Below are 9,663 nucleotides of genomic sequence, written 5' to 3' on the forward strand. Positions count from 1 at the left end.
ACTTAGAAAAGTAGGGCTAAACGAAACACGACAGTAGCGAGTTGAGATATCTACGTCCCTTTGCAGTTACTTGCCAGTGGCTATCTGAAATAGAAAGTAGCTCTTGGTGATGAGCATCAGACAGTGCGCGTTTAACGTCATCCGTTAACTCAGTACCAGTGAAGTCATTAAAATCACTCATCGGGCAAGGCTCAACTAAACGAAACCTGTTCATAAAGAATTCAAACGGCAGGTCGTCTGCACTAACCAGCGTTTGCGTATCTAAATACGGTCGGCTCATTTCCATATAGCCTCTTGGATGCTTCACTTTAACGGTGCGGTGAATAGTACCGTTCGCTGCATCAGTAATCTTCCCGTGTGCACCGCAGCCAATACCTATGTAGTCGCCAAAGCGCCAGTAATTAAGGTTGTGGCGGCATTGGTGGCCGGCTTTAGCATAGCCTGAAATCTCGTACTGGTGATAACCTGCACGCTCTAATAGGTTATGGCCTTTTTCCTGAATCTCCCAGAGAACATCGTCGTCTGGCAGTTCTGGTGGCTTTGAATAGAAAGGCGTGTTTGGCTCTATAGTTAGCTGATACCAGGAGAGGTGATATGGATTTAACTCAATACCTTGCATTAGATCTGCCATGGCATTGTCGACGCTTTGTTCCGGCAATCCATGCATAAGATCTAAATTAAACGTAGGCAGCCCCGCACTGTGTGCTTGTTTTACCGCATTTTCAGCTTGGCTCTCATTGTGAATTCGGCCTAACACCTTTAAATGCTTAGGCTGAAAGCTTTGAATACCCACTGATATCCGGTTTACGCCTGCCTTATAAAAGCTCGCAAACTTGCCGGCTTCAACGGTACCTGGGTTGGCTTCCATGGTTATTTCAGCTGTGTCACTTAAATTAACACGCTGCTTAACGCCGTTTATGATGTCTGCCATGGCCTTGCTTGAAAACAAACTGGGCGTGCCACCGCCTATAAAGATTGTCTCAATAGGGCGGTCGCCAATGCGTTTTGCATCAATGGCTAAATCGTCCAGTAGATGCGCCACATACTCTTTTTCTGGTAAGTCAGACTTAAGCCCGTGAGAGTTAAAATCGCAGTACGGACACTTTTGAACACACCAAGGGATATGGATATAAAGGCTAAGCGGGGGATTACGCAAAAGTCGCTCTCATATTATCAAGCAAAATCGCTAGGGCGTTGCCGCGATGGCTAATGCGGTTCTTTTCAGCTTTTTCCAATTCTGCAGCAGTACATCCGTGAGTTGGCACGTGAAAAACAGGGTCGTAACCAAAACCGTCGTTACCCGAGCGAGCAGTTAAGATTTCACCTTGCCATTTACCTTGGCTAACCAATGGAACGGGATCTTCAGCATGGCGCATAAACACCAAGGTACAAAAGAAGTGCGCTTTACGCTGAGTCTCACCATCAAGGGCAGCTAATAGTTTGTCGATATTGGTATCGTCAGTAGCATCAGGGCCAGCATAGCGGGCTGAATAAATACCAGGTGCACCGCCAAGCGCGTCAACGACTAAGCCTGAGTCATCAGCAATGGCGGGCAGGCCAGTTACTTGCGCCGCATGACGCGCTTTAATAATGGCATTTTCAACGAATGTTGTGCCTGTTTCAGGCACATCAGATACACCTAATTCTTTTTGCGCCACAACGTCTACACCGTAATCGGCGAATAAGGATGCAAACTCTCGCACCTTGCCTTGGTTACCTGTAGCTAAAACAATTTTTTCTGGGAATTTCATTGTGCCAGACTCCTCGTTTTTTCTTTACTCCTGAAATAAGCTCGAACACACTCATCGAGTACATAAGCTTATTCAGGACGAAGGTTGGGAGTGGTTTGAGCAAACCCTCTGCCGCAGGGATGCGGCAGCGGAGCGCACATGGATGTGTTTACCGCGTGTTTGCGAAAGCCACTCCCAACCTTCGGCCATCGCATCACTCACCCTCTATGTGCTCGAGTTTACTTTTTCTTTTTAGGCTTAGCTTTTGCCTTGGTTTTGTCTTTGGCCTTTACTTTTTTCTTTTTCGGGCCAATTTTAGGCGTTTTATTTTTAGGGCGTAGCTCGTCAATGACGCGGGCTTTTAGTGGCTCGCCCATGTAACGTGCGGTTTTGGCCACCATATCAAAATCGTGGGCTTCAACTAAAGATATTGCAGTACCCTTGGCACCAGCACGACCGGTTCTGCCAATACGGTGTACGTATATGTCAGCTTTGCGCGGCATGTCGAAGTTAATAACGTGGCTTACATTAGGTACGTCGATACCACGAGCTGCAACGTCAGTTGCCAATAAAATTGGTACCTCACCACTTTTAAAGCGAGCCATAGCAGCATTACGCTTGTCTTGTGGCATTTCGCCCTGTAGCCAACACACTGGAATATCTTTAGACGCTAAGAAATCTTTTAGCATCTGTAAGCGGTCGCGAGTTTTTACAAAAACAACAGCAGATGTAGTTGTCTCTTGCTTTAAGATATTTACCAGCAGGGCTTGCTTGTGATTCATGTCATCAGCAAGATGATACCACTGATGAATTTTGTTCTTTTCTTTGCGCGATGGATTAGCTTCAACGACTTCAGGGTTGTTAAGAATATCGTGGGCGAAGGTTTTAACCCCTTTACCTTCTAAGGTGGCAGAGAACAGTAGGTTTTGCTTGCGCCAGCGTGCTTCGGCCGCAATCTGGTTCACTACTGTTGAGAAGCCCATGTCTAACATGCGGTCAGCTTCATCAAGAATTAAACACTCGATATCGCGGCAATCTGCGGCTTCTTTTTCGATGTGTTCAAGCAAGCGACCTGGTGTAGCCACAAGAATATCAAGATTCTTGCTTAAGGTTTCTTTGTCGGTACCGTAGTTAATACCACCGGTTATCACGCCGCACACAATTTGCGTGTGCTTTGTTATTGCTAGGGCTTGTTCGTAAACCTGTAACGCCAATTCACGGGTAGGCGTTAAAATAAGAATACGCGTAGCACCAGGCTGTCTGCGCGGATAATCAAGTAAAAACTGGCATGCAGGCAATAAGAATGCTGCTGTTTTACCTGTACCTGTTGGAGCAGAAGCCAAGATATCTCGCCCATCTAACGCATGGGGGATGACCAGTTCTTGAATGCTAGTTGGAGTTTCAAACCCCATATCGGCGACTGCGTGACACAGTGCTTCGTCTAATTCGAGTTCTTCGAAAGTCATAGTATAAAAAACGCTCTAAATGAATGGGGCGTATTGTAGCATTGCTACACCAAAACATTGAGAAAAACTGGCGTTAAATTCGCACACCGTAGGTAAATACACATTCTGGCGCTAACGGGTTGGCACTGTTGGCGTTAAGTAAATGCAAGTGGGTTAAATCGAGCTTACTCACTTTATCCTCACTTTCAACCCGTGAAATTTCGAAGTAGTAGTCAGTTTACAGTTCTGGACCAATGGAATTAAAGGGGGTTGGCTATTGCGCGGTAATCCCAGCTTTGAAGCACGCCATCAGAGGAGAGGGTAACAACAACACCATCCTCATTAAGTGTAATAGCGTGAGTGGTGGCTTCGCTTGAATAGCGTTTAATTTCCCATGAGGCTATCTCTTCGCCAGAGTTAGCATTCCATAGCGTCACCACTGATTTGGGTGATGTTGTCATTAGGTAGTCTCCGTTTTCTAAAAATAACCCTTTTCGGAAAAAGCGGAAACGTTCCATAAATTGCAGTTCAGCCACAACTTCATGGGTGGTGAGATTAATAATTTCATGGCTGTTCAGCGCATCGGATATAAAAGCTCGCTGAGCTCTATTGTCTAGCACTGAAGCAGTAACACGACTGCGATACTGCCTTTCTAGCAACACATCGTTTCTATCTAAATCCCATAAAAACCAGCGCTTATCTATTCCTCCAGAAAACGCATAGTCATCAGAAATATAGCCGACATGGAGCACATTCATTGTATTGTGCTGGTATTGCAATGCAGTGCCGTTATCAAAATTTAGTAGCAATACGGTACCATCGGTCATACCAACGAGTGCACTGTCACCATGGTGGGATAGGGAAGTTGATGACGCTGTGGCGCCAGGATCTTTACCACTAAAATACCAACTACCTACCACATCACCTGAGTGCAAGTTAATCAGTGTAGTGCTCCAATAACCTGTGAGCGCTAACCATGCTTTGTCTTTAGAAAACGCAATGAGATGCAGTGACTCTTCATCAAGCACTTCACTACGCCACTTGTAGCGCTCTCGTTTTTCATGAACATCCCAAACAGACACTGAGGAATCGTCAAAAATGAATGCCGCAAGACGGGCATCTTCTGAAAGCGCAGCTTTCCTCACAGGCTCTTGGGTAAAGCGGAACTCGTGAACAGGTAATATGCGCGTCTCTTCAGTGCAACCAGTAAGCGTAAGGAGTACGATGAAAAGTAAATAAGAAACTGGTGACGCTAAAGGTGAGAGAAAGCGTCCGTTCGTTTTTCTTTCGATCATTGCTATAGCACAATTATGTATTAATAAAGGCAATAGCGTTTAGCTTGGCTTGGTTTAGCGCTTCTTTGATTTCGGGGCCTTTAACGCCCGTGGCAATGATGTCTTGCACATTTACTTGGTTGGCGGCTGCCAACGCATCTTCGATGCGCTTTTGTTGGTGTTGCCAGTCTACGCCTTGGTTTTGCGCATAAGCTGCAAAAGCGCTAAGTAATAATGTAAAGCGTTCTTCTCTTCGCCATGCATCACAGCCATTGAATAAGGCAAGCAAATCGGAGGGAGAGATCTGTGTATTTAAAAGGAAGCCTTTAAATTTGCAGGCAAGGCTGACAATTTCACTAACTTGGTTCTGCACTTTCAAACGGTCACACAAACGTTTAGCTTCTTCCTCATCAAGGTGAGAGAGCAGGGCTGTAAACCTTATTATCAGCCTAGCAGTTTCTGAATCAGTGCTTTTGGCGAGGCTTTCTTTTTCAGCCTTTTCGAGGGTTACCGCCGCTTTTAACGTTTCCAGACCAGTATCTAGCTTACTTTCAAGTTCAGCAAACCAGTCATTAAGGCCATGAGCTTGGTTCAATACAGTGAAAAAAACATGGGGTGTTTTCTCTAAAAGACTTCGCTTTGTTTCTTGCCATACGCGCTCTGCACTTAGCGCGCTTAATTCGCCGCTTTGGGCCATTTTCTTCATAAGTGCCATAGTTTCATTGGCAATGGTAAAACCCAGATAGGCATAGCGTGTTGCAAAGCGTGCTACGCGAAATACCCGAAGCGGGTCTTCACTAAAGGCTTCTGATACGTGGCGAAGTATACGGTTTTCTAAATCTTTTTTACCACCATAAGGGTCGATAAGGTTACCAAGGTTATCTTGGGCTATCGCATTAACGGTAAGATCTCGGCGCAGTAAGTCTTCTTCCAGAGTTACGGTGCTTGATGCATCGCACACAAAGCCCGTGTAGCCTTTCCCTGATTTACGTTCAGTGCGAGCTAGCGCATATTCTTCCTGTGTTTTTGGATGTAAAAAAACAGGGAAGTCTTTGCCTACTTGGGTATAACCCTGGCTAAGCATTTCTTGCGGTGTGGCGCCCACCACTACATAGTCGCGTTCTACAACTTTTCTGTTCAACAGTGCGTCACGTACTGCGCCACCAACGAGATATACTTGCATGCTATTCCAATCGAATTTTTGTCAGTAAAAGTTAGACGTGCTGATATTTGGCGTATAACCGTATTCAGCAGTCTTAATTTATAGTGGCGCAGTATAGCAATGTTACAAATAAAATTCGTCGCCACATCGTTATGCGCTTTCACTTCAAGGTTGCGTCTGGTAGTTTAATCGTCGTTAAAAATTAAAACAGATAGGCGCTTCAGCAACCATGTATTTGAACTACTTCGGGTTAAATGACAATCCTTTTTCGATTGCGCCTAACCCCGATTATTTGTATATGAGCCCAAGACACAAAGAGGCATTAGCCCATTTGACCTTCGGCCTTAGGGAAAGCGGTGGCTTTGTGATGCTCACCGGAGAAGTGGGCACTGGGAAGACCACAGTTTCAAGAAAATTGTTGCAGCAGCTACCGGACAATACCCAGGTAGCTATGATATTGAACCCTACCTTATCTGCTCTTGAGCTATTAGCTACGGTTTGTGATGAACTAGGCTTACCCTATACACCAGAGAAGGCCAGCCTTAAATATTTTACTGATTTAATTTTGTCTAAGCTGGCCGAAAATCATCAAGCAGGCATTAACACGGTACTTATGGTAGATGAAGCGCAGCATCTACTGCCTGAAGTACTAGAACAACTCCGTTTATTGACCAACCTTGAAACAAACCGTGAAAAGTTGTTAAAGGTCGTACTGATTGGACAGCCTGAATTACAGCAGCTGTTAAAGCGCAACGAGTTGCGCCAGCTTGCCCAGCGTATTACTGCTAGGTATCACTTGCTGCCCTTAACTGCGCCTGAGGTAAGTGCCTATATTGCGCATCGCTTAAGCGTAGCCGAAGGTGATATCAGTATTTTCAGTAAGTCTACCTTACGCGCGGTGCATCAAATTACTGGTGGAATTCCAAGGGTAATTAACTTGCTGTGCGACCGAGCCTTAACCTTATCTTTCACAAAGCAGCATGCGGTTGTGCAAAAGCCTATATTCTTGGCCGCGGCTGAGCAAATTCTAGGTGCAGATGTAGTAAGTCAACGGGTGCAAAGTCAGCGTAAATGGTATCTAGCATCGGCGTTTGTTTTGGCCATTGTTTTCGGTTACGGGTTAGGGAGCTTGTATGTCTAATATCGTTACCATAGAAAATCTAACGCCCGGCATGGTGATTGTCCAAATCATCAAGCAGAACGGGCCGGTTAAAATTAGAAAGTCGGGCTTAGTGACCAGCGACGCCATGGTGCAGGGCCTGTCTGAAATGGGTGTGCAAGAAGTTGAAATAGACCCTGAGCAAACCGTGGAAATAGCACCTGCAACAACACATCACAGAACGCAAACCCAAGCTTTGCTTCGCGGAGAGCACGATACAAGCGCCACGTTTGATAAATCGCTTAATGAGCAGTTTAATCGCAGTTTGTTTTTGCCAACAGTAGAAGGGTTACCGTCGGCGTGGAAGCTGTACACTAAGCAAGTAGCGCTTTTTGCTGTAGTTATACTTGGCGGCTTATGCATTGGCTTTTCCGCAGCTACCGCCAAACGCTGGTGGCCGATGTTAACGGCGCCCGCGGCGGCACCTACGACAGCGTCCGAAGCCAGTGCTTCAAAGAAAGACAAAAGCGATGATACTTCGGAGCTTGTCGCTACGCAAAAAGGTAGCGAAATGCCCGCTGCTTCGGAAAGTCAAAGTGAACAAACACAACCTACAGACCAGACAGGTACACAAAGTGACAGTTCGAATGTTCCTAAAGACGAAGCTGTCGATATAGTTGCCAACACGCCCTCTTCTAGCGAAGCAGCCATTGAGCCAAATACCCAGCCTGACATTGCGCGAAGCAATAAAGCAGATGAAAATGTAGCGGCTACACAGGGTGATAATTCAAGCGACACTCTGTCTTCGCAAGATTACGAAGGAAAAGTGTTAAACGAATCCGAAGCTCAATCTGACGTATCGGTGTCGCCAGAGCTTATGGCGCGCTTTAACGCTGCTGTGGCAGCTTTGGATTCAAAAGCGCAAGACGATACACCCGCCGAGGAAGAAACAAAAATCACAGTTAAGGACGACCTGCCTCGTGTCGATCAGTTGCCCGTTCGCTTGTTAACGCGCCTTCCTACGATGAATTTTAGTGCACACATGTATGCTTCTCGACCAGCCGATAGGTGGGTCAGAGTAAATGGACGTCAGATAGGCGAGGGCGACTGGATTGCCGATAGAGTGCAAATTGTGAATATTGAAGCGCAGCGCGTAGTGCTTTCTTTTGAAGATGAAATTTTTACCATGGCGGCATTAACTGACTGGTAGTCGTTTCATCGATTAAAGTAGAAATACCCATCAGAAATACTGTGCTTACTATGTAAAAATGCCCTGTATCCAGGGCCTTTATGCAATATTTATCTTTGCCAACAATATGCCTGAAATGGGTTTACAGCGGCATTTGATTTACGAAAACGTCTTTGAAAAATTTAGGCAGGTTTAAGCTGAACTCTTCTGGGCGAACCCCTGAAACAATCTCATCATCATATTGGCTTAAATCAATTCGTTTCACTTCATTAAAATGTTGTGAGGTAACGCTGTAGAAAGTCATAACGTGAGGGCTTACTGGATCTTTAGGGTTAATTTTACTTACGATCCCTAACTTTCCGCTTTTAAGGCGAACCAATGAACCTACAGGGTGCACACCAATACATTGTATAAATTGTTTTACCAGCTCCTGATCTAAGTTCTCCGTCGCCGTAAGGCGTTTAAGTGCTTGTGTAGGAGTAATGCTGTTTTGATGAATGCGGTTAGATGTCATGGCATCGTAAGCATCTACGATAGCGGCAATACGGGCGAACTCAGAAATTTCTTCACCGACCAGCCCATTAGGGTAGCCGCTACCATCCACGCGCTCGTGATGTTGTTTAATGATGCGTAGCGACAGATCGGAAATATCACCGCATTGTTCAACTAGGTCTGCACCAATCTCTACATGGGTTTTCATTACTTCCCAATCGTTGCTAGACAATTCACCTGTGTTGTTGCGAATTTCATCAGGTAGCGAAGACATGCCGATATCCATTAAAAGAGCACCTAAACTTACCTGCTCAGTAGTGTCTCTGTCGAAGCCTAGAAACTCACAGAAAATACCGCTAAGTACACTGCAATTGATGCTGTGTTCTAAAAGGTATTGGTCTGTATCTTTGATCATGGTAAGGCAGCTGAGCGCGTCCTTATTGTCAAATACACTTTCTATGAGGCTGTGGGATAGCGACTCCATGGGAGAAAGATCGGTAACTGCACCTTTTTGAAGTGATTTTAGAAAGCTGCTCTGTATGGTAAGCGCACTATTGTAAAGTTCACTCGCCTCATTAATTGAATCACGGCCTAATGACTTAACCGGAGCTTTTGTAGGTTGTGGTGTTTCTTCTTTTGGTGGCTCTGGCGCTTCTGGCGTTTTAGGAAGCTTTGACTTGGCTAGGTCTACTTCTACTGTAAGAATTCCCTTAGCTCTAAGACTATCAATGATAGCTTGAGTTTTTACAATGCCCTTAGAGCGCATTTTAAGTGAACCCGTTTGTTCAAGTACTTGATTGACGTACATCCCAGGCTGCAAATCATCAATGGGTACCTGTTCTAACATTATCTCTCCTGTACGGCACGGTGTTGCCATAGCCTTTTACTACATTAGAGACAAATAATACGATATTCCAGTGAAAAAAGTGAGGTGTTTATTAACCTTTAGTATAGTTAAGTCTTGCTGTTTCAATGCATATACTTTTTATCAAGCACACAAAAAATAAGAAACGTTGCTTCTTATTAGGCAGCAACATTTAGCATTTAGTCGTGACGCACCTTGAAGCAGCGAGAAGCTTAGATAAATGCTTGGAAGGAAAAAATAAAAAAGCGCTACCTTGCGGTAGCGCTCTTTTTCAAGCTCTTGACCCATCCTAAATAGCGTTGACACTTTTCAAACTTAATTTGGAGAGTGTTATGAAATCAGATAGTAAAAGAACTCAACGAGATTATTCTCTCGCTTTTAAATTGGCAGTTGTAGACCAAGTTGAA

General features: G+C 45.0%; 8 protein-coding genes. 2 read left to right on the forward strand and 6 right to left on the reverse strand.

Annotated features, from left to right (window positions below; all coding sequences use genetic code 11):
* Positions 1 to 16 precede the first annotated feature (16 nt).
* From hemW to IW644_RS17960, 5 genes are all read right to left on the reverse strand, one after another.
* Complete coding sequence (gene hemW / locus IW644_RS17940; protein WP_269918745.1) at positions 17 to 1,156, reverse strand: radical SAM family heme chaperone HemW; 1,140 nt, start codon at positions 1,154 to 1,156, stop codon at positions 17 to 19.
* On the reverse strand, positions 1,149 to 1,751 hold the full coding sequence (locus IW644_RS17945) for an XTP/dITP diphosphatase (protein WP_269918746.1): 603 nt from the start codon (positions 1,749 to 1,751) through the stop codon (positions 1,149 to 1,151). Before IW644_RS17945 ends, hemW begins: the two co-directional genes overlap by 8 nt.
* A gap of 218 nt (positions 1,752 to 1,969) precedes the next feature.
* Complete coding sequence (gene srmB / locus IW644_RS17950; protein ID WP_269918747.1) at positions 1,970 to 3,196, reverse strand: ATP-dependent RNA helicase SrmB; 1,227 nt, start codon at positions 3,194 to 3,196, stop codon at positions 1,970 to 1,972.
* A gap of 239 nt (positions 3,197 to 3,435) precedes the next feature.
* A complete protein-coding gene (locus IW644_RS17955) occupies positions 3,436 to 4,470 on the reverse strand; it encodes a WD40 repeat domain-containing protein (RefSeq protein WP_269918748.1) in 1,035 nt (344 codons plus the stop codon).
* Between the two features lie 13 nt (positions 4,471 to 4,483).
* On the reverse strand, positions 4,484 to 5,632 hold the full coding sequence (locus IW644_RS17960; RefSeq protein ID WP_269918749.1) for a CCA tRNA nucleotidyltransferase: 1,149 nt from the start codon (positions 5,630 to 5,632) through the stop codon (positions 4,484 to 4,486).
* 208 nt (positions 5,633 to 5,840) lie between these two features.
* Between IW644_RS17960 and IW644_RS17965 the strand changes: the two genes are divergently transcribed.
* Both IW644_RS17965 and IW644_RS17970 read left to right on the forward strand, forming a co-directional pair.
* A complete protein-coding gene (locus IW644_RS17965; RefSeq protein ID WP_269918750.1) occupies positions 5,841 to 6,752 on the forward strand; it encodes an ExeA family protein in 912 nt (303 codons plus the stop codon).
* Positions 6,745 to 7,920: a general secretion pathway protein GspB gene (locus tag IW644_RS17970; protein ID WP_269918751.1), complete on the forward strand. Its 1,176-nt coding sequence runs from the start codon at positions 6,745 to 6,747 to the stop codon at positions 7,918 to 7,920. The genes IW644_RS17965 and IW644_RS17970 overlap by 8 nt, the downstream gene beginning before the upstream one ends.
* Positions 7,921 to 8,041: 121 nt before the next feature.
* On the opposite strand, the gene IW644_RS17975 is transcribed toward IW644_RS17970, so the two are convergent.
* Positions 8,042 to 9,238: an HD-GYP domain-containing protein gene (locus IW644_RS17975; RefSeq protein ID WP_269918752.1), complete on the reverse strand. Its 1,197-nt coding sequence runs from the start codon at positions 9,236 to 9,238 to the stop codon at positions 8,042 to 8,044.
* Between the last annotated feature and the right edge of the window lie 425 nt (positions 9,239 to 9,663).

The organism is Alteromonas sp. PRIM-21, from assembly GCF_027563165.1.
In the GTDB taxonomy this organism is placed as follows: Bacteria; Pseudomonadota; Gammaproteobacteria; order Enterobacterales; family Alteromonadaceae; genus Alteromonas; species Alteromonas macleodii_A.